This window comes from Pseudomonas sp. App30 (assembly GCF_047947025.1).
Taxonomy (GTDB): Bacteria; Pseudomonadota; Gammaproteobacteria; order Pseudomonadales; family Pseudomonadaceae; genus Aquipseudomonas.
Window position 1 is genome coordinate 5,271,658 of the sequence record NZ_CP133165.1, and the last position, 25,534, is coordinate 5,297,191.

A 25,534-nucleotide genomic window follows, 5' to 3' on the forward strand; every position below is an offset into this window, starting at 1 on the left:
CGTATCCGTACGCCTCGACGATTATGGTAGCTGTGCGCGGGAGGGCTTCGGTCCTGCCGGGTTTACTCGTTCCTGGTCTTGCACACCTGCGTGCAGCTGCCACCCATCGCGTGCAAGCGGAGGTTGGCTTACCTAACCAATACGAGACTTGTTCATGACTTCCGACATCCCAACCGTCACCCAACTCACCCCCTTCGGCCCCACCGACAGCACGGGCCAACCCATGTTCGCCGTCAACCCCGGCATCCCCGCCGAAGACGCCCTGGCCCAGGTTTCCCTGTTGCTGGGCTACGCCCACGCCACCGCCTACGAAATCGCCGACAGCGACGCCACCTACGACAAGGCCTTCGCCCGCGCGGGGCTGCCGCTGCTCACCAAGGCCAAGGCGCTGGTAGACGCCTGCGTCTGAAATATCATCGTTTCCGCACGGCATCATGACCGCTGATACCGTGCGCAAAACCTGATACCCGTAGCAACCACTGTCCATGTGGGAGCTGGCTTGCCAGCGAGTTTTTCGGCCATCAACAACTCGCTGGCAAGCCAGCTCCCACAGGCGCCTTCGTGCGGCAGTTTTTACGGGGTTGGGTTCAGCGCCGCATTGCGCGCGTGGCGGTAGTCGCTAACGGCTTCGTATACGGCCTTGCGCAGGCGGTTGATGCCGCCGATGGGGCGGTGGGCCTCGATACCGTGCCAGGGGTTGAACGAGAGGTTGTCGCACATCAGGTTCTGCGCCGGGGTGTCGAAGTCCTGGGGTGGCACGCGGATCATGGCCACGGTCTGGAACGGCGCGTCGCTTTCCTTCCATTGCACGCTGGTGTCTTCGATGGGCATGTACTTGCGCGCATCCTGGCGCTGGATCTGCAGCATGAAGCACGCCGGCTGCTGGTCGGTGGTCAGCTGCTGGTGCAGGGCGGTGCGCAGGAAGTTGGGCAGGTCCTGGTTCTGCTTCGCCACGGTGTAGGGCGGGCAACTGCCGGGGTCGGGCACCACGCGGAACTTGGCGTTGGCGCTGCCGAACTTGTACGGCGACACCGAGTAGTAGGTGGCCAGGGTAGGGCTGGCGGGCGCGTCGGCCAGGGTGGCCTTGGCGATCAGCAGGTGGCGCAGCTGCCAGCTGCGCGGGTCCCAGCTGGGGAAGAAGGCCAGCACCTGCTTGCCGTCGGCCTGGGCGCCGATGTTCTGCCGGTATTCGGCCACGTCGCTGACGAAGAAGTTGGCGTGGTTGAACATCACGAAGTCCTGCTCGTGCTTGCCCGCCTGGTCGGCCATGAGTTGCTGGCCGGGTACGTCGAGCAGCTTGATGGCCATGCCGCGGGCGTCCTGCAGCTGGTCGAACTGCGGGTAGGCGTTGCCGTTGGACAGGCGCATCCAGGCCTGCCAGACCTTGCCCGGCTGGGCGAACACGCCCTGGCGCAGGTCGGCGGGCAAATTCTGCGGCACGCTGACCTCGGCGGTCACGCAACCGTGGGCCTTGGCGTGGGCGTCACGCAGGTAGCGAGTGGGCTCGCGGTGCTGGTCGACGATGCGAATGGCGGTCTGGATGATGTCCTGGGTCATGGCCGCCTCGCCGGGCGGCACCTGTTCCTCGGCCGGCACGGGGCCAGAGAACTTCCACGCGTAGTAGCCGTAGCCGATGGCAATGCCCAGGGCGCCAAGCACCAGCAGCCACAGCGCCAGCTTGAACAGGCCGCGGCCCAGGCGCAGCCACAGGCGGCCGAAGAAGCCCGGCAGGCGGGACGAGTCGCTGAACATCATGGCAATTTTTCCTCGAGCGGGCCGCCCAGAACTTTCAGGTATTCGATGAGTGCGCGGCGTTCTTCCGGGGCCAGGTAGCGGCCGATCACGCCACGCTGACGCGGGCCGTCGCGGAATTCGTGGCCGCTGTTGTGGTTGCCGGTGATGGCGGTGTCGTACAGGAAGGCGCCGTCGAAGCGCGCGGTGTGGTAGCCCAGGTTGGCCGGGTCGTATTCCAGGCTGCCACGGTAGAACGTGCGCTGGCGTTCATCTTGCGGCGACAGCAGCTGGTACACGCTGGGCACCGAGCCGTTGTGCAGGAACGGTGGGGTGGCCCACACGCCGGCCAGGGGGCGAGCTTTATAGGCCAGCACTTCCAGCACGCCGATCGGCAGGCCGAAGCCGTTGTAGCGGGCCTGGTCGGCTTCACTGATGCCGGCGGCCTTGTAGGCGTGCCGCTCCACGAACGCGGTGACGTACGCCAGGCCCTGGGCCACCGAGACCTTGGTCAGGTCCAGCGGGCCGGGGTCGGGCTGGAGGGTCACGTTCAGGCCCTTGAGGTCTTCGGGCGTCCACTTCAGGCTGCTGACGTCGTAGCGGTAGGTGGCGATATTGTTGGCGGCGGTGGGGTCGGTGCCGATGGTTTGCGTGGGTACCAGCACCATCTGGCGCACCGGGCGCCCGCTGCTCTTGTCAGTGGGCGGCACGTGGCAACCCGCGCAGTTGTCGGTGAACAAGGCGTGGCCCGCTGCAGCCTTCTGCAGGTCGACCTTGCCGAGGATGTCTTCGGGCCAGGCTGGCGCCTTGAGGTGCTGCAGTGCGGTTTCGATGCTGTACAGGTCCTTGACCCGCACGCTGGAGGCGTAGCGGTCGTCGCCGGTCAGCGGCTGGCCGTGCTCGTCGAAGAACTTCAGGGTGGCGCCCACGCCCAGGGATTCACCGACGTTGCGGGCCATGGGCTGCTGCGCCGAGCCGGTCCACTGCACCCAGTCGAAGGTCCAGATGTCCCACAGCTGCGGGTAGTCCACCGGGGCGTTGGCCACCCGGTAGTTGGCGGGCGAGATGGCGTCGCCGAAGGTGGCGTTGGCGATGCGCCCGAAGGCGTCGGTGCGGCCAGGGCCTTCCTGGGTGGGGTAGAGGTTGCGGTGCCAGTCGTTCCAGGCGGTGTGGGCGAAGGTGTCCAGCGAGGCCTTGAACTGCTTGCGCAGCAGGTCGCGGTCGCTGTCATAGCGCTCGCCGAGCACGCGGTGGGCGAAGCGGCTCCACTTCCACGGGATGTAGTAGGTGGCCGCCAGGCTCGACACCAGCGCCTGGCCAAAACTGCCGCCCTTGAGCGTCGGTACGCTGGAAGGCAGCACGTGCTGGGCGGTGCCGCCGTCGATGCGCACGGCCTGGCCGTTCAGGCGCAGCTCGCCGGTGTGGCAGGCGGCGCAGGTGATGTCCAGGTACTCGGCGTTGTCACCGTCGTTGCGGTGGCGGGCAAAGCCTACCGGCAGGTTGCCGGGGTTGGCGGCGCTGGCCTGCTGGTGCGGTTCGGTGAGGAAGCCGAAGCGCGCCAGGTACTCGGGGGCGGCGAAGCGGTCCTGGGAGAACGGCAATTCCAGGTTGGTGAACCAGTCGTAATGCAGGCCCTTGACCTGGGTGCCCTGGGGCGTGAAGTAGTACAGCTGGCGGTCGGCGGCGCTCCACTGGTCCAGGTAGCGCAGGGTCTGCGCCGGCTCGTAGCGGGGCAGGTTGGGGCGCGCGGTGTAGTACAGCACCACCGCCAACACGACGAAAAGGCCAAACAATAGCACCAGCAGGGCGCGGGAGACGAAACGCACGGCAGACATCCATATCAGGGAAACAGTCCCCTTTTATGCCTGATTATATATACAGTGGCAAGTGGCTATTCCCCTGTTTTATGTACTACTTTGTATCCTGTAGGAGCTGGCTTGCCAGCGAGCTGTTGAGGCCCCTGAAAGCTCGCCGGCAAGCCAGCTCCCACAAAGGCGGCGTTGTTTTGGTGCGTGTGCTGCATGCAGGTGCACCGAAAGCGGCGTGGGACTGGATAACCCTCGCGAAAACGCGGCCTCGGCGTTCTGGCGCGGCCTTTGCACTGCCTCCATCATCCGCAGTCAACGTCGATTGCACCCATCACGACAAAGGCGCCGTGTTGCCCCCGCTCAGTAGAGTGCGGGGCAGCCGGCGCCTTTTTGTTTTTCCAGGTCGAGGCAGGCCCATGAGCAGTACCACGGTTCGCAGTGTGTGCCCCTATTGCGGTGTTGGCTGCGGCATCATCATGAGCGTCAGCGCTAACCGCGTGACCAAGGTGGCCGGCGACAAGGCCCACCCCACCAATTTCGGCCGGCTGTGCACCAAGGGCAGCAGCTGCCACCAGCCGCTGGCCGACAGCGGCCGCATGGAGCACGCCTACGTGCGTAGCGAGCGGGCCCGCGACCCGGCGCGCACGCCCATGGCCCAGGCCATCAGCGCCACCGCCCGGCGCCTGCGCGCGCTGATCGACGCCCATGGGCCGGACGCCGTGGCCTTCTATGTCAGCGGGCAGATGTCGCTGGAAGCGCAGTACCTGGCCAACAAGCTGGCCAAGGGGTTTATTCGCACCCGCCACATCGAGTCCAACTCGCGGCTGTGCATGGCCAGCGCCAGCAGCGGCTACAAGCAGTCGCTGGGGGCCGACGGGCCGCCGGGCTCCTATCAGGATTTCGACCAGGCCGACCTGTTTTTCGTCAGCGGCGCGAACATGGCCGACTGTCATCCCATCCTGTTTTTGCGCCTGCTGGACCGGGTCAAGGCGGGGGCGCGGCTGATCGTGGTGGACCCGCGGCGCAGCGCCACGGCGGACAAGGCCGACCTGTTTCTGCAGATTCGCCCGGGCACCGATCTGGCGCTGCTCAACGGCCTGCTGCACCTGCTGCTGCACAACGGCAAGGTCGACCAGGCCTTCGTCGCCCGCCACACCCAAGGCTGGGAGGCACTGCCCGAATTTCTCGCCGACTACACCCCGGCTAACGTGGCGCAGCTCACTGGCCTTGCCGAAGCGGATATCCGCAAGGCCGCCGACTGGATCGGCGAGGCACCCAACTGGATGAGTTGCTGGACCATGGGCCTGAACCAGAGCACCCACGGCACCTGGAACACCAACGCCCTGTGCAACCTGCACCTGGCCACCGGCGCCATTTGCCGCCCCGGCAGCGGGCCGTTCTCGCTGACCGGCCAGCCCAACGCCATGGGCGGGCGCGAGATGGGCTACATGGGCCCGGGCCTGCCGGGCCAGCGCTCGCTGCTGGTGGCACGCGACCGCGCCTTCGTCGAGCAACAGTGGCAGTTACCGCCCGGCACCCTGCGCAGCGACACCGGCGCCGGTACCATCGATATGTTCGAACAGCTGCGCAACGGCGCCATCAAGGCCTGCTGGATCATCTGCACCAACCCGGTGGCCAGCGTGCCCAACCGCCAGCGGGTGATCGACGCCCTGCAAGCCGCCGAACTGGTGATCACCCAGGACGCCTTCCTCGACACCGAAACCAACCGCTACGCCGACATCCTGCTACCCGGCGCCCTGTGGGCCGAGGCCGAAGGCGTAATGATCAATTCCGAGCGCAATCTCACGCTGATGCAAAAGGCCGTGGACGCGCCCGGCGAGACCTTGCCCGACTGGCAGATCATCGCCCGAGTGGCCTGTGAAATGGGCTTTGAGGCCGCGTTCAGTTACCCCAGCGCCGAAGCCGTTTTCGAAGAGATCAAGGGCTTCCACAACCCCGACACCGGTTACGACGTGCGCGGCGCCGATTACCCGCGCCTGCGCCAGACGCCGCTGCAATGGCCGTGCGAGCCGGGCCGCGGCGACGACCGCAACCCGGTGCGCTACCTCACGCCCGACGGCCCGCGCTTTCCCAGCGACGACGGCCGCGCGCGCTTCTTCGCCCGGCCGCACATGGTCCCCGCCGAGTTGCCCGACGATGACTTCCCGCTGGTGCTCAACACCGGCCGCGTGCAGCACCAGTGGCACACCCTGACCAAGACCGGCAAGGTCGCCAGCCTCAACAAGCTCAACCCCGGGCCCTTCGTTGAGGTGCACCCCGAGGACGCCGCGCGCCTGGGCATCGCCGAGCGCGACCAGGTGCGCCTGCAAACCCGCCGCGGCCACGCGGTGCTGCCAGCGCGGGTCAGCGACCGGGTGCTGCCGGGCAACCTGTTCGCGCCGTTCCACTGGAATGATCTGTACGGCGACGACCTGGCCGTCAACGCCATGACCAGCGACGCCGTCGACCCGGTGTCGTGGCAGCCGGAGTTCAAGTTCAGCGCCGTGACCCTGAGCCGGGTCAGCGGTGCCTTGATACCCACGGTCGAAGCCGATGCTTGCCAGCCTGACGCGGTGGTGCCCGAGCAGTGGGTGCTGTGGGCCTCCCAGACCGGGAACGCCGAGGCCTTGGCCAGCCTCTGCGGTGAGCAGTTGCGGGGTGCGGGCCTGCAGGTGCAGGTCAACTGCATGGACGAAGTCAGCCTGCCGCAATTGCGCCAGGCGCGCAGCGTGCTGTTGATCACCAGTACCTTTGGCGACGGTGACGCGCCGGACAACGGCAGTGGGCTATGGGCCGCATTGCAGGAGGGGGGCGCCGAGCAGCTGGCCGGGGTGCGCTATTCGGTCCTGGCCTTGGGCGACAGCAGCTACGAGCAGTTTTGCGGCTTCGGTCGCAAACTCGATGCCCGCCTGCAACACCTGGGTGCCACCGCGCTGGTGCCGCGCATGGACTGCGAGCCCGACTACCAGGAACTGGCCGAGCAGTGGCTGGGCCAGATCAACCTGGCGCTGACGGGCACTGCGCCAGTCCGGCCTGCGGTGGCCAGGGACTACAGCGGCTACAGCCGCCAGCGCCCCTGCCAGGTGCGCATCAAGCACAACCGCCTGCTCAACGCGGCGGGCGCGGAGAAGGAAACCCGGCAGATCGTCTTCGATCTGAGCGACACCGGCCTGCAGTACCAGGCCGGCGACGCCCTGGGCGTGTGGCCCACCAACTGCCTGACCCTGGTAGAGGAACTGCTCGCCGCCCTGGGCCTGGACAGCAGCCAGCACGTGCAGGTGCCCGACCAGGGCGAGATGGCCCTGGCCCAGGCGCTGCACAAACATTACGAGATCACCCGCATCACCCCCGCCTGGTTGGCGCTGGTGGCCGAGCGCAGCGGCAGCCCGCGGCTGGCCGAGTTGCTGGCGGCGGATAACAAGGAAGGCTTGAACCAGTGGCTATGGGGCCGGCAGCTGCTCGACCTGCTGGACGAATTCCCCACCGAAGTCAGTACCGATGAATTGCTGGGCCTGCTCAAACCGCTGCAACCACGGCTGTACTCCATCAGCTCCAGCGCCCAGGCCACGCCCAACGAGGTGCACCTCACGGTGTCCACCGTGCGCTACCGCCACAACGACCGCGCACGCAGCGGGGTGTGCTCGGCGTTCCTCGCCGACCGCGCCAGCAACGGCCTGGTGTCGATTTTCGTGCAGCCGTCCAAACACTTCAAAGTGCCCGCCGACCCCGCCGCGCCGATGATCATGGTCGGCCCCGGCACCGGCGTCGCGCCGTTCCGCGCCTTCTTGCAGGAGCGCCAGGCCAGTGGCGCCAGCGGCCCCAATTGGCTGCTGTTCGGCGAGCAGCGCCAGGCCACCGATTTCTACTACCGCGACGAGCTGGAGAGCTGGTTGCAGCAGGGCCACCTGCAACGCCTGGACACGGCTTTTTCCCGCGACCAGGCGCAGAAGGTCTACGTGCAGCAGCGCATGCTGGAACAGGGCGCGCAGTTGTGGGCGTGGCTGCAGCAGGGCGCGCACTTCTACGTGTGCGGCGACGCCAGCCGCATGGCCAAGGACGTCGACACGGCGCTGAAGGCGGTGATCGCCGAGCATGGCGGCGTGGACGCCGAGGCGTACGTGGCGCAGATGAGCAAGGCCAAGCGCTACCTGCGCGATGTGTACTGAAACGAGGCACAGCGCAGGTTTTCGCACCAACCTGGCCCCGTAGCCGCTGCCGCCAGGCTGCGCTGGCCGGTATTGCAACCTGGATTTTGTGGGCGTACGCGGCAGCGCTACGGGTTAAACCCCGTGTTGGCATGCAACCTGCTTCGAGACTATCAGCCCACCCGCGTTCAACGGCGATCGCACCCAGGGGCACCCCACACAGATACCAGGCAAAGGCGCCTGGAGCTTAACGGCTCCAGGCGTCTTTTTTTTGTTCGAGGAAAACCTGCATGAACGCATTCATGACGCTCAAGCCGCGCCCGCAACTGATCATCGTCGGCAACGGCATGGTCGGCCACCACTGTGTCGAGCAACTGATTGAGCGCGGGGCCCTGGCGCAGTTCCAGGTGCGGGTGTTCGGCGAAGAGCGCCAGCGCGCCTACGACCGCGTGCACCTGTCCGAGTACTTCGGCGGCAAGGACGCCGAGGCGCTGGCCCTGGGCGATGCCACCCTGTACGCCGACCACGGCGTGCAGCTGCACCTGGACGAAGCGGTGCTGGAGATCGACCGGGCCAACCGCCAGGTGGTCACCGCCCAAGGCCGCTATGCCTACGACCAACTGGTGCTGGCCACCGGTTCCTACCCGTTCGTGCCGCCCATTGCCGGCTCCGAAGGCGACGCGCGGCTGGTGTACCGCACCCTCGACGACCTCGACGCCATCCGCCAGGCCGCCAGCACTGCCCGCCGTGGCGTGGTGGTGGGGGGCGGCCTGCTGGGCCTGGAGGCGGCCAACGCGCTGAAGTCCCTGGGCCTGGAAGCCCACGTGGTGGAGTTCGCCCCGCGGCTGATGCCGGTGCAACTGGACAACGACGGCGGCGCCGCCCTGCGTGCGCAGATCGAGGCCCTGGGGGTAGGCGTGCATGTGTCGCGTGCCACCCAGGCCATCGTCGCCGGCGAGGCCTATCGCTACCGCATGAACTTCGACGGTGGCGAGTTCCTGGAAACCGACCTGGTGGTGTTCTCCGCCGGCATCCGCCCCCAGGACGCCCTGGGGCGCGGCGCCGGCCTTGACGTTGCTGCGCGTGGCGGCGTGGTCGTGGATGAGCATTGCCGCACCAGCGACCCGGCGATCTTCGCCATCGGCGAATGCGCGTCCTGGAACGGCAGCGTGTTCGGCCTGGTGGCGCCTGGCTACAGCATGGCGCGCAACGTCGCGGCGCTGCTGGCGGGGCAGGGCGAGGCCACCTTCAGCGGCGCCGACATGTCCACCAAGCTCAAGCTGCTGGGCGTGGACGTGGGCTCCATCGGCGACGCCCACGCCGCCACGCCGGGTGCGAAAAGCTACCGCTTCATCGACGAGGCCAACGCCAGCTACCGGCGCCTGGTGGTGTCGCCGTGCGGCAGCAAGGTCATCGGCGCCGTGCTGGTGGGCGACAACAGCTACTACGACACGCTGCTGCAGTACGTGCAGAACGGCATCGCCCTGCCCAAGGATCCGTCCAGCCTGATCCTGCCCCTGAGCGACGGCGCCCCGGCCCTGGGCGCCGATGCCCTGCCCGACAGCGCTACCCTGTGTTCCTGCCACAACGTGACCAAGGGCGCGGTGTGCGCGGCCATCGACAGCGGCTGCGGCGACCTGCCCAGCCTGAAGGCGCAGACCAAGGCTTGCACCGGTTGCGGCGGCTGTGCGGCGCTGCTCAAGCAGGTGTTCGAGCACGAGCTGATCGCCCGCGGCGTGGCTGTGGACAAGAGCCTATGCGAGCACTTCGCCTACACCCGCCAGGAACTGTATGCGCTGGCGCGGGTGGGCGATATCCACAGCTTCGAGGAGTTGCTGGCGCGCCACGGCCGTGGCCACGTGGGCTGCGATATCTGCAAGCCCACCGTCGGCAACATCCTCGCCTCGTGCTGGAACCAGCCGATCATGGACCCGTCGCTGGCGCCGCTGCAGGACACCAACGACACCTTCATGGCCAACATGCAGAAGAACGGCACCTACTCGGTGGTGCCACGCATTCCCGGGGGCGAGATCACCCCGGACAAGCTGATCGCCATCGGCGCGGTGGCGAAGAAATACGACCTGTACACCAAGATCACCGGCGGCCAGCGCATCGACCTGTTCGGCGCCCAGCTGCACCAATTGCCCGACATCTGGGGCGAGCTGATCGACGCCGGCTTCGAGACCGGCCACGCCTACGGCAAGAGCACGCGCACGGTGAAAAGCTGCGTGGGCAGCACCTGGTGCCGCTACGGCGTGCAGGACAGCGTGAAGATGGCGCTGTTCATCGAGGACCGCTACAAGGGCCTGCGCTCGCCGCACAAGCTCAAGTTCGCGGTGTCGGGCTGCACCCGCGAGTGCGCCGAGGCGCAGAGCAAGGATGTGGGCGTGATCGCCACCGAGAAGGGCTGGAACCTGTACATCAGCGGCAACGGCGGCATGCGCCCGCGCCACGCCGAGCTGTTCGCCACTGACCTGGACGACGCCACGCTGATCCGCTACATCGACCGCTTCCTGATGTTCTACATCCGCACCGCCGACAAGCTGCAGCGCACCTCGGTGTGGCGCGAGAGCCTGGAAGGCGGCCTGGACTACCTCAAACAGGTGATCATCGACGACAGCCTGGGCCTGGGCGCCGAGCTGGAAGCGCAGATGCAGCACGTGGTCGACCGCTACGAATGCGAGTGGGCCAACGCCCTGAAAGACCCGGAGAAGCTCAAGCGCTTCCGCACCTTCGTCAACGACCGCCGCGACGACCCCGGCGTGCACTTCGTCAAGGAGCGCGGCCAGCGCCGGCCCGCCACCCACCATGAACTGAAACTGATCCCGCTCGCCGAGGAGGCCCTGTGATGAACAACGCCCATCAAACTGTGCAAGCCCAGGCCTGGCGGCCGGTGTGCCAGCGCCGCGACCTGGTGGCCAACAGCGGCGTGGTGGTGTGGCTGGACGGCGCCCAGGTGGCGCTGTTCTACCTGCCCGACGCCCCGGACGGCCAGGTGCTGCACGCCATCGACAACCACGACCCGCGCTCGGGCGCCAACGTGATCGGCCGCGGCATCGTCGGCCAGCTCAAGGGCCAGCTGGTGGTGGCGGCGCCGCTGTACAAGCAGCATTACGCCCTGGCGGACGGCCATTGCCTGGAAGAACCCGGCGAGCGCTTGCGTACCTGGCCTGTGCGGCTGGTGGGTGATGAAGTCCAGATAGCCGCGTGATATATGTGGGAGCTGGCTTGCCAGCGAGCTTTTTGTTGCCCCCCAAAGCTCGCTGGCAAGCCAGCTCCCACAAGAGCGGTGTAACATCGTCGCCATGAACCTCGACACCCGCATCAAATTCCGCCACCTGCTGTGCTTTCTCGAAATCGCCCGCCAGGGCAGTTTCGCCAAGGCCGCCGACGCCGTTGCCATCAGCCAGCCGGCCATCTCCAAGACCCTCAAGGAGCTGGAAGACCTGCTGCAGACCCGCCTGTTCGACCGCGACAAGAGCGGCGTCGAGCTGACCCCCGCCGGCGTGCGCTTCATGCGCTACGCCGCGCCCTGTGTGCAGGCCCTGCGCGACGGCGTGAGCACCTTGCGCAGCGAGCAGCACGAGGCGCCGCAGGTGAAGGTGGGCGTGCTGTCCACCGTGGAAAGCCGGTTGATGCCCGAGGTGTTGTGCCGCCTCAACGAGCGCCACGCCGCCCTGGTGGTCAGCGTGGCCACCGGCCCCGGCGCGCACCTGCTGGCGCAGCTGCACGTGGGCGAGCTGGACCTGGTGATCGGGCGCATGACCGACAACCCGCAAATCCAGGGCCTGATGTTCGAGCACCTGTACAGCGAGGCCATGACCCTGGTGGTGCGCCCCGGCCACCCGCTGCTGGGCGAGGTGCCCACCGACCGCGGCAAGGTCAACCGCTACCCGCTGGTGCTGCCGCTGGCCGGCACCACCATCCGCAAGCACGCCGACAGCCTGTTCGTGCAGTGCGCCATCGAGCCGGCTGCCCAGCGCCTGGAAACCCTGTCGCCGACCCTCAGCCGCCGCTACGTGCTCAGCAGCGACGCCATCTGGGTGGCCCCGCGCGACGCAGTGCTGCTGGACATCCGCCAGGGCGAACTGTTCGAGCTGGACCTGGGCGTGCGCGAGCCCGGCGGCTCGGTGGGCATCTGCAGCAACGCCTCGCTGGCGCTGTCGCTGCCGGCGCAGTGGCTGTGCGATGTGGTGCGCGAGGTGGCGGCCAGTTATCGCGAAGCCTGAATGTAAGATTTTGGTAAGGTTTGCCATCATTCAGATGAAACCCTTTAAACACCTGAACTTATCTGTATTTTCCGGCTCTCATGCCGGTAGCCATTGGTCGTGGCCGCCTGATAAGCTCGCGGCTTTACTCGATTGCCCATTTGGCGCATGAACAAGGAAATAGCATGAAACAGCATCGGTTGGCGGCGGCGGTTGCCTTGGTCACTCTGGTACTCGCAGGTTGCGACAATCATTCCAGCGTGGAACTGAAAACCCCGGCGCAGAAAGCTTCCTACGGCATCGGCCTGAACATGGGCAAGAGCCTGGCACAGGAAGGCATGGACGATCTGGACTCCAAGGCCGTCGCCCAAGGCATCGAAGATGCTGTCGGCAAGAAACCCCAGAAGCTTAAGGACGACGAACTGGTCGAAGCCTTCGCTGCGCTGCAGAAGCGTGCCGAAGAGCGCATGACCAAGATGAACGCCGAAGCTGAAGCGACCGGCAAGAAATTCCTCGAAGAGAACGGCAAGAAGGAAGGCGTGGTCACTACCGCTTCCGGCCTGCAGTACCAGATCATCAAGAAAGCCGACGGCCCACAGCCCAAGCCGACTGATGTGGTGACTGTCCACTACGAAGGCAAGCTGACCGACGGCACCGTCTTCGACAGCTCCATCGAGCGTGGTAGCCCAATCGACCTGCCAGTGAGTGGCGTGATCCCTGGTTGGGTCGAAGGCCTGCAACTGATGCACGTTGGCGAGAAGATCAAGCTGTTCATCCCGGCTGACCTGGCCTACGGTGCCCAGAGCCCAAGCCCGAAAATCCCGGCCAACTCGGTGCTGGTATTCGACCTGGAACTGCTGGCCATCAAGGATCCGGCCAAGGCCGACCAGGCGCCTGCCGCCGCTGACGCCGACAAGGCTGACGCTGCTGATGGCGACAAGGCCGACAAGGCTGCTTCGAAGTAATTCGCAGCCTTGCGCACAAAAACGCCCCGCCTTGCGGGGCGTTTTTTTTTGCCCGCGCACATTTTCAACGTAGCCGCTGCCGTAGGCTGCGCTGGCCTTCTGCCTCGCTGAAGATTCACGGGGCACACGCTGGCCAGCGCAGCCTACGGCAGCGGCTACGGTAGGATTGAACCTGCTGGATGGCTGAACAGTCTCAAGAAGGTGTCAGGCGCAAACGATTTACCTCAACGTCTCAAAGTGTGTAAAAAACGCCCGATCTAAGCGCAAGCCTTGAAAAACCTGGCTTTGCGCCATTAAAACGGCCGCTGTTCACAAGGTTATCCACAATAACTGTGGATAACCCTGCCACCCTGTTTCCCCCGGAGGGGCGATGAAAGCACCCTGGAGTTTTGCCCGTTTCCTGCCCTTGGCCGAGCGCCTGCTCAACCGCGGCAAACTGCCGGCCCTGATCTTCGCCGTGGTGCGCAAGAGCCAGGGCACGGCAGGGCGTTTCAGCGAGTTGAAGGCCAACGTGCGGCTGTTGCAGGCGCTGTGCCTGGCCTACTGGCGCGGCGAGTACCGCGCCATCAACCCGCGCTCGCTGGTGATGATCGTCGCCGGCCTGCTGTACTTCGTCAGCCCCATCGACGCCATCCCCGACTGGATACCGGGCATCGGCCTGCTCGACGACATTGCCGTGCTGGCCTGGGTGGTCAACAGCCTGGAGAAGGAACTGGCCGCCTTCAAGGCCTGGCGCGACAGCCTGCGCCCCGAGAAGCTGCGGGTGGTGGAGCGCCTGCCGGCCAGCCCGCGCGCCTTGCAACTTGAACACAACAGCGGCGAAAAACCGACTATGTAAGCAAGTTGAAATAGAAAATCCCGTTACGACCCTGCTGCTGTTACTATATTTGGCATAAGGATTATGCCTACAGATTACATATGGTGATCCTACAGGGGGTTGTAATGGGTGTTCAGGTCATCAGTCGCGATGGCAAGCCGGAATATGCCGTGCTGCCGTGGGAGCAATACCAGGCGTTGCTGGCCGCCGCCGGGCAACCCGTTGCCCCGGCGCCCAGCGTCGAGGCGCCAGCGCCGCAGGTAGCCGAGCAGGCTGCGCCGGCGTTTTCGCGCCTGGGCGAACTGCGTGAAGCCAAGGGCCTGGCCCTGGACCAGCTGGCGCGCACCGTGGGCATCAGCCCGTCCTACCTGGCCATGATCGAGTCTGGCCAGCGCGAACCCGACGCCGCCATTCGACGAAGCCTGGCGTGGGAGCTGGGGGTTCCCGGCTGGGGAGAGCCGACGTGAGCGTGCGCATCAGCCGCCAGCAGTGGGATGGCCTGCTGAACGAGCTGGACCATGCCCGCCGCCAGCGCCACCTGCTGACTTACCGCGCCTTGCTTGAGCGCCTGCAACTGCCCAGCCCGGCCATGCAGACGCTGACCGCTGCCCTTGAGTACCTGGCCGTGATCGACGCCCGCGCCGAGCAGCCGTTGCGCAGCTCGCTGGTGATCAGCCAGGGCGCCAGCCGCCTGCCGCGCACCGGGTTCTTCGAATGCGTGGAGCGCCTGGGGCGTTTTTCCGGGCCGTCCGATGGTGTTGCCGCCGCCTCCTGGCACGCCTCGGAAGTGGTGCGGGTGTTCGAATTCAGCTACCCGGAAGAATGCACATCGTGAACAAAACGCTGTGGCTGCTCCGCGCGCGGATCAGTTACTGGGTGGCTCGCCAACTGTTTCACTGGCCTTGGTTCGTGCGCCAGCCGCAAGGTTGGGCGTGGCTGGAAGGGCAATTTTCGCGCATGGCCAACCTGGGCGACGTCAACGCCATGGGCTTCTACGGCCATATCCTGATGTTCCGTGGCAAGGGCCTGGCAGCCCGCGACGAGGGCCAGCGCCTGCTGCGCCTGGCGGCCGAACGCGGCGACGCGCGGGCGGCGTACCAGATGGGCGTGATCAGCCTGGCGGGCACCTTGCGCAGCGCCCCGGATGGGGTAGCCGCGGTGCACTGGTGGGAGATGGCCCTGGCCGGCGGTCACCCGCTGGCGGCGTTCAAGTTGGCGCAGCTGTACCGCCAGGGTGGCCCGGGGCTGGCGCCAGACCCTGAGCGGGCGGCGCGCTACGAAGCACCTCGGGGCTGAGGGTGTCGAGTACCTGGATGCTGTAGCCGGGCACCACCTTGGCCTGGTGCTTGGCCTGGGACGCCAGCTCGGCCAGCAGGCTGGCATCCAGCTCGGCGCAGGCTTCAGGGTGCAAATGCACCACGCCGATGGACAGTGACAGCAGCGCGAACTCCTGCCGTTGGCCCTGGCGGTTGTGGGCCACGAAACAGCCTTCCTCCAGGTGCTCGGCGCGGTAGAAACGCCGGCACTGGGCCTGGAAGTCCTCCAGCAGCTGGTTCAATCGTTTGCGCCAGTCAGGCGAGTTCAGCACCAACATGAAATCATCGCCGCCTATGTGCCCGACGAAGTCGCGCGCCGGGTCCACGCGCTCGTTCAGGCATTGGGCCAGGCACAGCAACACCTCATCGCCACGGCCGTAGCCGTAGATATCGTTGAAGGGCTTGAAACTGTCGATGTCCACGTAGCAGATGGCCGCCTCGCGGCCTTGCTGCAGCACCCGGGTCAGGCACTGCTGGATCGGCACGTTGCCCGGCAGCAGGGTCAGCGGGTTGGCGTGGCGGGCCTGCTGGATCTTCATTTCGGTGATCAGCTTGAGCACGTCGATCACCCGCCCCAGGCCCAGGTAGCGGCCGTCCAGGGTAATGATGAAATCTTCTTCCATGCGTTGCCGGGCGCGGCTGGTGAGCAGGCGGCTGACCTGCTGAAGAGACTGGCTGACCTCCACCGCCAGGAAGTCCTCGCTCATCAGCCGGCTGATGGGCTTGCGCGCGAACAGTTCGGTGGCGTAGGGCTTGAGCAGCGCCTCGGACAACGAGTGCCGGTGGACGATGCCGCAGGGCTGCTGCTGGGCGTCCAGCACCGCCAGGCTGTTGAGGTTGGCCTGGCTGCGAAACGCCTCCAGCACCGCGGCGGTGGGCATGTCCTGCTGCACCGCCAGCTGTTCGATCAGCAGCGCACTGAGGTCGCTGCCTTCATCGGCCAGGGGCATCAGGTTGCTGTCCAGCTTCGGCAACAGCACCCGCGCGTCGTGGGGCGGATGTTCCTGGGGGCGGGCCAGCAGGTAGCCCTGCACCAGGTCCACGCCCATTTCCGCCAGCACGGTCAGCTCCTCGGGCAGTTCGATGCCCTCGGCGATCACCTGGGCGCGCGAAGCCTTGGCGATCTGCAGGATGGAGCCGACGAACTCGCGCTTGAGCGCGTCCTGGTGGATGCCGTCGATGAAGTGCCGGTCGATCTTCACGTAGTCGGGGCGCAGTTCCGACCACAGGCGCAGGCTCGAATAGCCGGCGCCCAGGTCGTCCAGGGCAATCGAAAAGCCCATGGCGCGGTAGTGGTGCAGGGCGTTGTACAGCAGCTGGAAATCGTCGGTGGGGGTCTGCTCGGTCAGCTCGATGACCACGTCGCTGGGCGGGATGCCGTGGGCCTGCAGCAGCTTGAGGGTCATGCCTGGCTGGTGGCTGGGTTCGAGCAGCGACTCGGGCGACACGTTGAGGAACAGCTTGCCCGCCAGCTTCTGCTCGCTGAAGCCCCGGCAGGCGGTTTCCCGGCAGGCGATCTCCAGCTCGCTGAGGCGCCCGGCCTGGCGCGCCACGGCGAACAGGTTGATGGGCGAGTGCAGGGCGCTGTTCGACGGCCCGCGGCTGAGCGCCTCATACCCCAGGATGCGCCGCTCCGACAGCGAGACGATGGGCTGGAACAGGGTATGCAGGTTGCCCTGGGCCAGGATGGTGGCCAATGCGCCCAGCTGTTCGGTGATGGTCATGAATATTGCAACCTTGTGGGAGCTGGCTTGCCAGCGAGCTTTTGAGGGGGCAATTAAAAGCTCGCTGGCGAGCCAGCTCCCACAAAAAAGGCTGGGCACCTCTTACAGTGCCCAGCCCCTTATTTCACGACAGCTGGATGACCATTTGATGACAATTGGCCATCATTTCATCAATGCTTGGCAACCGTCGAGTTCAGCTTCAGGTAGTCCAGCAGGATGCGACCGGTCTCGGCCAGGTAGGCGTCGTCCTCAGGCTTGGTCTTGTCCGGCTCGGCCGCCAGGGCGTCCTCGTCTTCTTTCTTCATCTCTTTGAGCGGCGCTTCGCCCTTGGCCTTGCGACGGGCGTTTTCCAGCGCCAGCTGCTTGGCTTCGATGTCGGCGTGCTGGGCACGGCGGTCGGCTTCATTGAGGCTGACGGTCTTCTCGCTCATCAGCTTCTCGGCCAGCGCCAGGCGGTCGCGAATGTAGATGAACTCGGCGTCCTTGTCGGTGCGCGCGTCGTGGTCAGCTTTCAGCTGGGCAATGAACGGCTTGAACGGGTCGACCGCAGGCTTGATCGAAGGACGGATGGTGTCCCACGGCATGGCCTCTGGCAGGGCGCTCTCGCCAATTTCCTTGGTGTCGATGATCGACGGGAAGGCCACGTCAGGCAGTACGCCCTGGTGCTGGGTGCTCTGGCCGGAAACACGGTAGAACTTGGCCAGGGTCAGCTTCAGTTCGCCATGGTTCAGCGGCTGGATGGTCTGCACGGTGCCCTTGCCGAAGGTCTGGCCGCCGACGATCAACGCGCGGTGGTAGTCCTGCATGGCGCCGGCGAAGATCTCCGAGGCCGAGGCCGACAGGCGGTTCACCAGCAAGGCCATCGGGCCTTTGTAGAAGGCGCCCGGGTTCTCGTCTTCCAGCACGTCGACACGGCCGTCGGCATTACGCACCAGCACCGTTGGCCCTTTCTCGATGAACAGGCTGGTCAGTTCGGTGGCTTCCTGCAGCGAGCCGCCGCCGTTGTTGCGCAGGTCGATGACCACGCCGTCGACGTTCTCTTTCTGCAGCTCGGTCAGCAGTTTCTTCACGTCGCGGGTCGTGGACTTGTAGTCCGGGTCGCCGGCGCGGAAGGCCTTGAAATCGAGGTAGAAGGCCGGGATGTCGATGACGCCCAGCTTGTATTCCTTGCCGTTCTCGGTGAGGTGCAGGATGGATTTCTTCGCCGCCTGCTCTTCGAGTTTCACCGCTTCACGGGTGATGGAAACGATCTTGCTGGTCTGGTCGTTCGGCGCATTGGTGTGCGGGATCACTTCCAGGCGCACCACGGAGCCCTTGGCGCCGCGGATCAGCTTGACCACTTCGTCGAGGCGCCAGCCCACCACGTCGACCATTTCCTTGTCGCCCTGGGCGACGCCGATGATCTTGTCGGACGGGGCGATCTGCTTGGTCTTGTCGGCCGGGCCGGCAGGTACCAGGCGCACTACCTTGACCTGGTCGTTGTCGCTTTGCAGCACGGCGCCGATACCTTCGAGCGACAGGCTCATGTTGATATCGAAGTTTTCCGCGCTGTCGGGCGACAGGTAGTTGGTGTGCGGGTCATACGACTGGGCGAAGGTGTTGATGTACGCCTGGAAGATGTCCTCGCTGCGGGTCTGGTCCAGGCGCGCCAGCTGGTTCTTGTAGCGCTTGGTCAGGGTGTCCTGGATCTGCTTGTTGTCCTTGCCGGCGATCTTCATGCGCAGGACTTCGTCCATCACGCGCTTGCGCCACAGGTTGTCCAGGTCCGCCTCGGTGGTGATCCACGGGGCGTCCTTGCGGTCCACGGCCAGGGTCTCGTGGCCGGTGAAGTCCATCTTGTCGACGCCTTTGCCCAGTTCGGCCAGGGCGAAGTCCAGGCGCGATTTCACCCGGTCAAGGTAGCGCTTGTAGATGGTGAAGCCTGGGTCCAGGTCACCGCTCTTGAGGAAGTCGTCGAACTGCGTCTTCCACTTGTCGAACTCGGTGATGTCGCTGGCCAGGAAGTAGCTGCGCGAGGGATCCAGCAGCTTGAGGTAGCTGTCGTAGATGATCACCGAACGCTTGTCGTCCAGCGGCGGCTTGCTGTAGTGATGGCGCTTGAGCAGCTCGACGATGTTGAGGCTGGCGATCACCTCGTCACGGTCAGGCTGAAGGTTATCCCAGCTGTTGGCTGCGAAGGTGCGGGCGGACATCGACAGAGCGCCGAGGCCGATGCACAGTGCAAGGGCGGAGCTGGGCAGTAGATGCTTCATGCTGATTCGACGTGGGGACAATTGATCACGCATATTAGGCCGTCTTTGAATTCGCCGGTTTCATTGAAACCGGTCGCATAATGCAACAAGCCCGGCGCCTAGGCACCGGGCTCAGTCATGAGTCAACTATGGAGGCACTGTGAAGGCATTGCAAGGCGTTGAAGGACATGTGGAGTGGGTAGACCATCCGAGCGCGGTTTGCGACGTGGGTCAAGTGAAAATTCAGACAGCTGCCGCCGGCCTCAATCGTGCCGACCTGTTGCAGCGTGCCGGCCTCTATCCGCCACCGCCGGGTGCCAGCCAGGTGCTGGGCCTGGAATGCGCCGGCGTGATCAGCGAAGTGGGCCCCGGCTCGTCCTGGCAGGTGGGCGACCGGGTGTGCACGTTGCTGGCCGGTGGCGGCATGGCCGAGGAAGTGGTGGTCGACGGCCGTCACGTGCTGCCGGTGCCGGCGGGCCTGTCGCTGATCGAGGCGGCGGCCATTCCCGAGGTGTACGCCACGGTGTGGCTGAACCTGTTCCAGCTGGCGGCGCTCAAGCCCGGTGAAAAGGTGCTGCTGCACGCCGGTGCCAGCGGCATCGGCTCGGCGGCCATCCAGCTGTGCAAGGCGTTCGGCAACCCCACCTGGGTCAGCGTCGGCTCGGCCGAGCGCCTGGCCTACTGCGAGGCGCTGGGCGCCCAGGGCGGCGTGGTGCGTGGCGATGGCCTGGACGCGCTGAGCGACTTCGGCCCGTTCGATGTGATCCTGGATCCGGTGGGCGCCAATTACGCCGACCTGAACCTTAAGGTGGCGGCGGTGGACGCGCGCTGGGTGCTGATCGGCCTGATGGGCGGCACCAAGGCCAACATCGACCTGGGCAAGGTGCTGGGCAAGCGCGTGCAGATGCTGGGTTCGACCCTGCGCAGCCGCAGCGACCAGTTCAAGGCGGATTTGCTCAGCGACTTGGGTCAGCACGTGTGGCCGCTGTTCGAGGAAGGGCGCCTGAAGCCACAGGTGGCGCGGACCTTCCCGGTGCGTGATGCCGAGGCGGCGTTCGCCGAATTGGCCAGCAACCAGGTGTCGGGCAAGGTGGTGTTGATCGTCGATCCGTCCTTGGTGTGAGGTGGCATTGGACGCGGCCTGCGGCCGCTGCTACGCAGATCCGATTTATGGCGTATACGTATTCGCGTAGCAGCGGCCGCAGGCCGCGTCCAGGTCCCGTCAACGTTCGCGCAACGCCTCCGTGCGTGCCTTCAACACCGGCTTCAGCAGGTAGTCGAGCACGCTCTTCTCGCCGGTGATGATGTCTACCGTCGCCGTCATCCCCGGGATGATCACCAGCGGCTTGGCGTCGCCCCCCAGGTGGTTGGCGTCGGTGCGCACCTGAATCAGGTAGAAGCTGTTGCCCTTGTCGTCGGTGATGGTGTCGGCGCTGATCAGTTCCAGCTTGGCCTTCAGGCCGCCGTAGATGGTGTAGTCATAGGCGCTGAACTTGACCATGGCCGGCTGGCCGGGGTGCAGGAACGCCACGTCCTGGGGCCGCACCTTGGCCTCGATCAGCAGGTTGTCTTCCAGCGGCACGATCTCGACCATGTCGCTGCCCGGCTGCACCACGCCGCCGATGGTGTTGACCTTCAGCGTCTTGATGATGCCGCGCACCGGCGACACCACCGTGGTGCGGCTGACGCGGTCGTCGATGGCGATGCTGGTGGCGGTGATTTTCGACAGGTCGGTGCGCTTGGCGTTGAGGTCCTTGGAGGCGTCGGAGCGGAATTGCTGGTTCGACTCGTTCATCTTGCTCTTGATCTCGTTGATCGCCGCTTCGGCCCGGGGAATCGCCAGGGTGGTGGCGTCCATCTGCCCGCGGGCTTCCACCGCGCTGCGCTTGAGCCGCAGGATTTCCACCGGCGAGATGGCCCCGGTGCCCACCAGCGGCGTCGACATGTTCAGTTCCTGCTGCAGCAGCCCCAGGCTTGAGCGGTACTGATCCTGCTTGGAGCGGAACTCCGCCAGTTCCTGGGTCTTCTGCCGCAGTTGCTCGCTGAGGGTCTGCTGCTCGCTGGCCAGGCGGCGCTGGCGCGACTGGTACAGGCCCATCTCGTCCTCGGCCACTTGCGGGGCCTTTTTGCGCACCTCATCGGAGACCACGAACGGCTTGCCATCTGCCTCGGCGGACAGCCGTTCGACCTGGGCCATCAGCGCGTAGCGGTCGGCCTCGCTCTCGCCCTTGTTGGACAGGAAGCGCGTGTCGTCCAGGCGCAGCAGGGTGTCGCCCTTGTTCACCACCTGGCCTTCGCGCACGTAGATCTCGGTGACGATGCCGCCCTCCAGGTTCTGGATGACCTGCACCTTGCTGGACGGAATGGCCTTGCCTTCGCCCATGGTGACTTCCTGCAGTACGGCGAACTTGGCCCAGATCAACGCCGCCAGCAGCAGGGCGGCGCACAGCCACACGGTAATGCGCGTGAGCCGGGGTGAATCTTGCAGCGCCGCGCTGGCAAGCTCGGGCATGAACTCGCTCTCGGCGGTCTTGCCGAAGCTGCTGAAATAGCCGCGCAGGCCTTGGGAAGCTGACATCAATACCACTCCTAAACAGGCGTCTGGCCAACGCGGCCTTTGCGCAGGGCTTCGATCACCGCGTCCTTGGGCCCGTCGGCGACGATGCGGCCGTTGTCCAGCACCACCAGGCGGTCAACCAGGCTGAGCATGGAGGTGCGGTGGGTGACCAGCAGCAGCGTCTTGCCGCCCACCCAGTTGTGCAGGCGCAGGCGCAGGGCGTCCTCGCTGGCGTTGTCCATGTGGCTGGTGGGCTCGTCGAGCACCATGATCGGCGGGTCCAGCAGCAGCGAGCGGGCCAGCAGCACGGCCTGGCGCTGGCCACCGCTGAGCAGTTGGCCGCGCTCGCCCACCGGGCGGTCGAAACCTTGCGGGTGCTGGCGGGCCAGCTCGGTGACGCCGGTCATCTCGGCCACTTCCAGCATGCGCGCGTCGCTGACGTAGCGGGCGCCCATGGTCAGGTTGTCGCGCAGGCTGCCGGCCAGCAGCGGCAGGTCGTGGGCCACGTATCCGATCTGCTGGCGCAGGTCGGCCACGTCCAGTTGCCGCAGGTCGAGGTTGTCCAGCAGGATCTGGCCTTCCTCGGGTTCGTAGAAGCCCATCACCAGCCGCGCCAGGGTGCTTTTGCCCGAGCCGCTGCGGCCGATGATGCCGATGCGCTCGCCGGCGCGCATGCTGAAGCTGACGTTGCCCAGCGCCGGGGCGTTCTGGTTGGCGTAGCGGAAGGTCACCTGGCTGACGGCCAGGGCGCCCTGCAGTTGCGTGCGTTCCAGCGGCCGCTGGCGTGGGTCGCGTTCCTGGGGCAGGGCCATCAGCGCGTCGGTGCTGACCATGGTCAGCTGCGCCTGCTGGTAGCGGGTGATCAGCCCGGCGATCTGGCCCAGGGGCGCCAGCACGCGGCTGCTGAGCATGTAGCTGGCCACCAGGGCACCGACGCTGAGGTTGCCGGCGATGATGGTGTACACGCCGGCGACGATCACTGCCATGCCGGCGAACTGCTGGATGAACAGCGTGCCGTTGGTGGCCAACGCCGCCAGGTTGCGGGCGTGGCTGTCCAGGCGGGTGAGGGCGCCGTGGGTGGACTCCCACTGGTACTGGCGCTCGCTCTCGGCGCTGCAGGCCTTGATGCTTTCCAGGCCGCTGAGGGTTTCGATCAGCAGCGCCTGGCGCTCGGCGCCCAGGGCCAGGCTCTTCTGCACGGTGTCGCGCAGCTTGGCCTGGATGATCAAGGCGAAGCCGATGGTCAGCGGGAAGGCGACGATGGGCACCAGCACCAGCCAGCCGCCCAGCAGGCCGATCACCGCCAGCATCAGCACGGCGAAGGGCAGGTCGATGATGCTGGTCAGGGTCACGGCGGTGAGGAATTCACGCAGGCCCTGGAAGTCATGGATGCTCTGGGCGAAACCACCGATGGTGGCCGGCTTGGCCTTCATGGCCATGCCGGTGATGCGCTCGAACAGGGTCGCGGAGAGAATCAGGTCGGTCTTCTTGCCGGCGGTGTCCAGCAGGTGCGCGCGCAGCACCCGCAGCACCAGTTCGAACAGCGTGCCCACCAGCAAGCCGATGGCCAGCACCCACAGGGTGGAGGTGGCCTGGTTGGGCACCACGCGGTCGTAGGTCTGCATCACGAACAGCGGCACCATCAGGCCCAGCAGGTTGATCATCAGGCTGGCCAGGATCGCATCGCTGTACAGCCAGCGCGACAGTTTCAGGGTGTCGCGAAACCAGGCATGCACCCGCGGCATCAGCGGCTGGCGCAGGTCTTCCAGTTCGTGGCGCGGCCGTGCGAACAGGGCCTCGCCGGTGTACTCGGCGGCCAGTTCCTCCTGGCTCACCCATTGCTCGCCGCCTTCGGCCTCGCTGGGCAGGATCAGCGCGCGGCCGTCCTCGCCCAGGCGGCGCAGCACGGCGCAGCGGCCGCCCTTGAGCATCAGCAGCACCGGCAGGTTGAGCGCCGAGATAGCGCCCAGTTCGCGGCGCAGCAGGCGCGCCGACAGGCTGGCCCGGGCCGCGGCGCGGGGCAGCAGTTCCAGGCTCATGCGCTGTTGCGCCAGGGGCAGGCCGGCGCTCAGGCTGGCGCGGCTGACGGCACAGCCGTGCAGCTTGCACAGGATCAGCAAACCGTCCAGCAGGGGGTCATCGAAACTCAGGCGCGGGTCCGTTGCCGGCCCCGCAGGTTGCATGCTGGTCACGTGTGTTACTCCAAAGCCAAAAGGCAGTTACCCAAGGTGCCGTTACTTCATGTCCGGAAGGCGTGCTTCGTTCTTCACTTCCGTCTGGGCAACCGCTTCGTTGGGCAGTACCACGCGTTCTTTCTCCAGCAGCACGCCCATGTTGGCGAGCACGCGGTACATCGAGAACTCCTCGGTGTAGCGCACTTCGGTGTAGCGGCTGTTGGCGGTGTACAGCTCGTTCTCGCTGTCCAGCAGGTCGAGCAGGGTGCGTTGGCCCAGGCCGAACTGGTCCTGGTAGGCGGCGCGCACCTTGGTGGTGGTCTCGGCGTATTCACGCGCGTACGGGGTCTGGGTGTGGGCGTTGTCCATGGCATGCCAGGCCAGCGCCAGGTTCTCGTTGAGCATGCGCAGGGCGTTGTTGCGGATGTCCATGGCCTGGTTGATCTTGTGCGCGTCGGACTGCAGGCGGGCCTTGTCGCTGCCGCCCTTGAACAGGTTGTAGTTCATCACCACGCCGGCACGCCACTCGTTGTCGCGGCCTTGCTCGCCGGAGATGTTGTTGTTGGCGTCCACCGCCAGCTCTGCATCGAAGCGTGGGTAGAACGGCGACTTGGCCACTTCGTACTGGCTTTCGGCGGCGGCCACGTCAGCCTGGGCCGACTTCAGGTAGGGGTTGTTCTCGAGCATGGCCTGGCGCGCGGCGAGGATGTCGGTGGGCACTTCGCCACGGATGCTGGGCGGGGCTTCCAGCTCGTCGGGCATGCGCCCCACGGTGCTGAAGAAGTTGGCCTCGGCATCGGCCAGGTTGACCTGGGCGGTGTACAGGTTGTTCTCCGCCAGGGCCCGGCGGGCACGGGACTGGTCGACGTCGGCGGTGCTGCCCACGCCGCGCTCGCTGCGCAGGCCGATCTGGTCGTTGACGCGCAGGTGCGCCTGCAGGTTGTTCTTGGCCAGGGTCACCAGCTCGCGCTGCTTGAGCACGTTCAGGTAAACCTCGATGGCGCGCAGGGCCTGGGTCTCGGCGGTGCCGCGCAGGTAGTACGCGCGCGAGTTGACCACGTCCTTGGTGCGCTGCACTTCGTTGGGGGTGTTGAAGCCGTCGAACAGCATCTGCCGCAGGCGCAGCTCGGACTGGGTGTAGTTCAGGCTCTCGGGGCTGTTGCCCTCGATGGCGCGGGTGGTGGGGCTGTCGGTGCGCGCGCGCCCGTACGCGGCCACCAGGTCGACGGTGGGGTAGTAGCCCCCGCGCGCGACTTTCTCATCCTCATCTGCGGACAGGCGGTTATTCAGATTCGACTGGATTTCGGGGTGGTAGCTGATCGTGCTCTGAATCGCCTCTGTCAGCGTCATGCCTTGGGCTTGGGCGCAGGCCATCGCGATCAAGACCGCGCTGCAGATGGGGGTGTAAACGCGCATGGGGTGAATCTCCCTGAGTCTTTAAGTGGTGCAGCAATCGCCAAAAAAATGGCGAAAAATAAGGGCCAATCCGTTTCAGGCTTGTAACATGAGAGCTAAGAACATCCTTAGCGAAATCTAAGAACTTTTTTGCATAACTCTTATTCTAAAAAAAACTTATGCAGTGTTCCGATTTCGAGACATTGTTCTCTCCAGGCCACCCGCGTGACCCAGTTAAACCGGAGAGTTACGGGCGGCGAAGAAAAGTTCAACAAATTTTTGCAGCATAGGGCGGGGATGTAGCGAAGGGGAGGAAACAGGAGAAATTATGGCGACAAAAAATTGTCACCCGCAGTGCCAACGTTTATCCTGTAACTTCACTGGTACAAGTTTTCATCAAACTCTTTGAATTAATTGAAGTTTTAGTTCATGAGGAAGACTTTTTCCAGGATTAGGTAGGGCC

At 65.6% G+C, this 25,534-nt stretch carries 18 protein-coding genes; 11 read left to right on the plus strand and 7 right to left on the minus strand.

Annotated features, from left to right (window positions below; genetic code table 11):
• The first annotated feature begins 154 nt into the window (after window positions 1-154).
• Window positions 155-409 (plus strand): DUF3077 domain-containing protein, encoded by a 255-nt coding sequence (locus RAM80_RS24370; protein WP_416422964.1) that lies wholly within the window; start codon window positions 155-157, stop codon window positions 407-409.
• Between the two features lie 164 nt (window positions 410-573).
• Here RAM80_RS24370 and RAM80_RS24375 read toward each other — a convergent pair whose 3' ends face one another.
• Together RAM80_RS24375 and RAM80_RS24380 are read right to left on the minus strand one after the other, a co-directional pair.
• Window positions 574-1,755 (minus strand): catalase family protein, encoded by a 1,182-nt coding sequence (locus tag RAM80_RS24375; RefSeq protein ID WP_416422965.1) that lies wholly within the window; start codon window positions 1,753-1,755, stop codon window positions 574-576.
• Window positions 1,752-3,557 carry a di-heme-cytochrome C peroxidase gene (locus RAM80_RS24380; RefSeq protein WP_416422966.1) on the minus strand — a complete coding sequence of 602 codons (1,806 nt, stop codon included), beginning with the start codon at window positions 3,555-3,557 and terminating at the stop codon, window positions 1,752-1,754. Before RAM80_RS24380 ends, RAM80_RS24375 begins: the two co-directional genes overlap by 4 nt.
• Window positions 3,558-3,955: 398 nt before the next feature.
• Between RAM80_RS24380 and RAM80_RS24385 the strand changes: the two genes are divergently transcribed.
• From RAM80_RS24385 to RAM80_RS24425, 9 genes are all read left to right on the plus strand, one after another.
• On the plus strand, window positions 3,956-7,705 hold the full coding sequence (locus tag RAM80_RS24385; RefSeq protein WP_416422967.1) for a sulfite reductase subunit alpha: 3,750 nt from the start codon (window positions 3,956-3,958) through the stop codon (window positions 7,703-7,705).
• A gap of 269 nt (window positions 7,706-7,974) precedes the next feature.
• On the plus strand, window positions 7,975-10,533 hold the full coding sequence (gene nirB / locus RAM80_RS24390; RefSeq protein WP_416422968.1) for a nitrite reductase large subunit NirB: 2,559 nt from the start codon (window positions 7,975-7,977) through the stop codon (window positions 10,531-10,533).
• The gene (gene nirD, locus RAM80_RS24395; protein ID WP_416422969.1) at window positions 10,533-10,895 is read left to right on the plus strand and encodes a nitrite reductase small subunit NirD; all 363 of its coding nucleotides are present in this window, start codon (window positions 10,533-10,535) and stop codon (window positions 10,893-10,895) included. The genes nirB and nirD overlap by 1 nt, the downstream gene beginning before the upstream one ends.
• Before the next feature lie 94 nt (window positions 10,896-10,989).
• Window positions 10,990-11,913, plus strand: coding sequence for a pca operon transcription factor PcaQ (gene pcaQ / locus RAM80_RS24400; protein ID WP_416422970.1), 924 nt, complete (start codon window positions 10,990-10,992; stop codon window positions 11,911-11,913).
• Between the two features lie 164 nt (window positions 11,914-12,077).
• Window positions 12,078-12,857 (plus strand): FKBP-type peptidyl-prolyl cis-trans isomerase, encoded by a 780-nt coding sequence (locus tag RAM80_RS24405; RefSeq protein WP_416422971.1) that lies wholly within the window; start codon window positions 12,078-12,080, stop codon window positions 12,855-12,857.
• A gap of 370 nt (window positions 12,858-13,227) precedes the next feature.
• Window positions 13,228-13,695 carry a YkvA family protein gene (locus tag RAM80_RS24410; RefSeq protein WP_416422972.1) on the plus strand — a complete coding sequence of 156 codons (468 nt, stop codon included), beginning with the start codon at window positions 13,228-13,230 and terminating at the stop codon, window positions 13,693-13,695.
• A 104-nt stretch (window positions 13,696-13,799) separates the two neighbouring features.
• Window positions 13,800-14,141, plus strand: coding sequence for a helix-turn-helix domain-containing protein (locus tag RAM80_RS24415; protein ID WP_416422973.1), 342 nt, complete (start codon window positions 13,800-13,802; stop codon window positions 14,139-14,141).
• Window positions 14,138-14,509: a hypothetical protein gene (locus RAM80_RS24420; RefSeq protein WP_416422974.1), complete on the plus strand. Its 372-nt coding sequence runs from the start codon at window positions 14,138-14,140 to the stop codon at window positions 14,507-14,509. Before RAM80_RS24415 ends, RAM80_RS24420 begins: the two co-directional genes overlap by 4 nt.
• On the plus strand, window positions 14,503-14,970 hold the full coding sequence (locus RAM80_RS24425; RefSeq protein ID WP_416427551.1) for a tetratricopeptide repeat protein: 468 nt from the start codon (window positions 14,503-14,505) through the stop codon (window positions 14,968-14,970). The genes RAM80_RS24420 and RAM80_RS24425 overlap by 7 nt, the downstream gene beginning before the upstream one ends.
• Here the strand turns inward: RAM80_RS24425 and RAM80_RS24430 are convergent.
• Together RAM80_RS24430 and RAM80_RS24435 are read right to left on the minus strand one after the other, a co-directional pair.
• On the minus strand, window positions 14,882-16,714 hold the full coding sequence (locus tag RAM80_RS24430) for a bifunctional diguanylate cyclase/phosphodiesterase (RefSeq protein ID WP_416422975.1): 1,833 nt from the start codon (window positions 16,712-16,714) through the stop codon (window positions 14,882-14,884). The two genes, RAM80_RS24425 and RAM80_RS24430, sit on opposite strands and share 89 nt — an antisense overlap.
• Window positions 16,715-16,884: 170 nt before the next feature.
• Complete coding sequence (locus RAM80_RS24435) at window positions 16,885-18,966, minus strand: carboxy terminal-processing peptidase (RefSeq protein WP_416422976.1); 2,082 nt, start codon at window positions 18,964-18,966, stop codon at window positions 16,885-16,887.
• A 139-nt stretch (window positions 18,967-19,105) separates the two neighbouring features.
• Here RAM80_RS24435 and RAM80_RS24440 point away from each other — a divergent pair, with 139 nt between their 5' ends.
• Window positions 19,106-20,068, plus strand: coding sequence for a zinc-binding dehydrogenase (locus tag RAM80_RS24440; protein ID WP_416422977.1), 963 nt, complete (start codon window positions 19,106-19,108; stop codon window positions 20,066-20,068).
• A 99-nt stretch (window positions 20,069-20,167) separates the two neighbouring features.
• On the opposite strand, the gene RAM80_RS24445 is transcribed toward RAM80_RS24440, so the two are convergent.
• Genes RAM80_RS24445 through RAM80_RS24455 form a run of 3 tightly spaced genes read right to left on the minus strand, consistent with a single transcriptional unit; the run spans window position 20,168 to window position 25,092 of the window.
• Complete coding sequence (locus RAM80_RS24445; protein WP_416422978.1) at window positions 20,168-21,523, minus strand: HlyD family type I secretion periplasmic adaptor subunit; 1,356 nt, start codon at window positions 21,521-21,523, stop codon at window positions 20,168-20,170.
• 11 nt (window positions 21,524-21,534) lie between these two features.
• Window positions 21,535-23,694 carry a type I secretion system permease/ATPase gene (locus RAM80_RS24450; RefSeq protein ID WP_416422979.1) on the minus strand — a complete coding sequence of 720 codons (2,160 nt, stop codon included), beginning with the start codon at window positions 23,692-23,694 and terminating at the stop codon, window positions 21,535-21,537.
• Window positions 23,695-23,736: 42 nt separating this feature from the next.
• Entirely contained in the window at window positions 23,737-25,092 is a 1,356-nt protein-coding gene (locus RAM80_RS24455; protein ID WP_416422980.1) for a TolC family outer membrane protein, read from the minus strand.
• Between the last annotated feature and the right edge of the window lie 442 nt (window positions 25,093-25,534).

Bases quoted from the DNA above. Each gene is read 5' to 3' on its own strand.
- RAM80_RS24415 (WP_416422973.1), top strand. From the start codon at position 13,800: ATGGGTGTTCAGGTCATCAGTCGCGATGGCAAGCCGGAATATGCCGTG.
- RAM80_RS24455 (WP_416422980.1), bottom strand. From the start codon at position 25,092: ATGCGCGTTTACACCCCCATCTGCAGCGCGGTCTTGATCGCGATGGCC.
- nirB (WP_416422968.1), top strand. From the start codon at position 7,975: ATGAACGCATTCATGACGCTCAAGCCGCGCCCGCAACTGATCATCGTC.
- RAM80_RS24410 (WP_416422972.1), top strand. From the start codon at position 13,228: ATGAAAGCACCCTGGAGTTTTGCCCGTTTCCTGCCCTTGGCCGAGCGC.
- RAM80_RS24385 (WP_416422967.1), top strand. From the start codon at position 3,956: ATGAGCAGTACCACGGTTCGCAGTGTGTGCCCCTATTGCGGTGTTGGC.
- RAM80_RS24370 (WP_416422964.1), top strand. From the start codon at position 155: ATGACTTCCGACATCCCAACCGTCACCCAACTCACCCCCTTCGGCCCC.
- RAM80_RS24375 (WP_416422965.1), bottom strand. From the start codon at position 1,755: ATGATGTTCAGCGACTCGTCCCGCCTGCCGGGCTTCTTCGGCCGCCTG.
- RAM80_RS24435 (WP_416422976.1), bottom strand. From the start codon at position 18,966: ATGAAGCATCTACTGCCCAGCTCCGCCCTTGCACTGTGCATCGGCCTC.
- pcaQ (WP_416422970.1), top strand. From the start codon at position 10,990: ATGAACCTCGACACCCGCATCAAATTCCGCCACCTGCTGTGCTTTCTC.
- RAM80_RS24430 (WP_416422975.1), bottom strand. From the start codon at position 16,714: ATGACCATCACCGAACAGCTGGGCGCATTGGCCACCATCCTGGCCCAG.
- RAM80_RS24445 (WP_416422978.1), bottom strand. From the start codon at position 21,523: ATGTCAGCTTCCCAAGGCCTGCGCGGCTATTTCAGCAGCTTCGGCAAG.
- nirD (WP_416422969.1), top strand. From the start codon at position 10,533: ATGAACAACGCCCATCAAACTGTGCAAGCCCAGGCCTGGCGGCCGGTG.
- RAM80_RS24405 (WP_416422971.1), top strand. From the start codon at position 12,078: ATGAAACAGCATCGGTTGGCGGCGGCGGTTGCCTTGGTCACTCTGGTA.